This window comes from Actinomyces sp. HMSC075C01 (assembly GCF_001812965.1).
GTDB classification, from domain to species: Bacteria; Actinomycetota; Actinomycetes; order Actinomycetales; family Actinomycetaceae; genus Actinomyces; species Actinomyces acetigenes.
On record NZ_KV811040.1, the window covers coordinates 174,885 to 175,616 of the forward strand.

Sequence of the window (732 nt, forward strand, 5' to 3'; positions counted from 1 at the left end):
CCTCAGCCGCATCAGCCAGCGCCAACGACAGCAGCACCGTCGACTTACCCACACCAGTCGGCCCCAGCAGATGCGTGTGGTAGACGGCGTCGGTAATTGGCAGGCGTATGAGCCCGGTCTCGCCTGGCACCGCACTGGCCCCAACGACGCGCTGGGACGACCCAGACGCCACCTCCGGCGGCGGGGCCACCAGGCGCGGGTGCCCACTCCCCAGCAGCGGCAACGGCAGCTCACCAATAGGCCAACCAGCCATCGCCACAATCTCTCCCGCACCCAGCTCCAGCCCCGCCCGCCACGGCCGCCGCACCGAATCCAACTTGGCGGGGTTATCCGTGCGGGCCCGCAGCCGCACCCCTGGGCCTTCCACCAGGCGCAGCGCCCCGAGTAACCCCTGCAGCAGCGTCCGCTGGCGCAGCGGCGAGGCGGCCCGCACCCCCAAGCGCAGACAGACTGCTGCTCGATGCCGCCCCACCTGTGCCCGCATCCGCCGACCCCGCTCACCACTAAGAGATGGAATCGGTACGAGCCCGAGCAGCTCCAGCCAGCCCTGCGGCTCCACCCGCCCCAGAGCCTCCGGGGCAAAGCGCCGCCCCAGCTGCAGCTGCACCACCAGCTCCTCATCCTTCGCCGTGGTTGCTAAGGCCGCCAGGACAGCCCGCACCACCGCGCTGAGGCGCTCCGTCGCCAGTCCCACCCTGACCGGCCGGGCTGACACCACCACCGCCTGATCCA

The 732-nt window shown here is 71.3% G+C and carries 1 pseudogene; it reads right to left on the reverse strand.

The features are described from left to right. Positions 1 to 732 (reverse strand): annotated as a pseudogene (locus HMPREF2883_RS15715) (hypothetical protein); the annotation flags it as partial.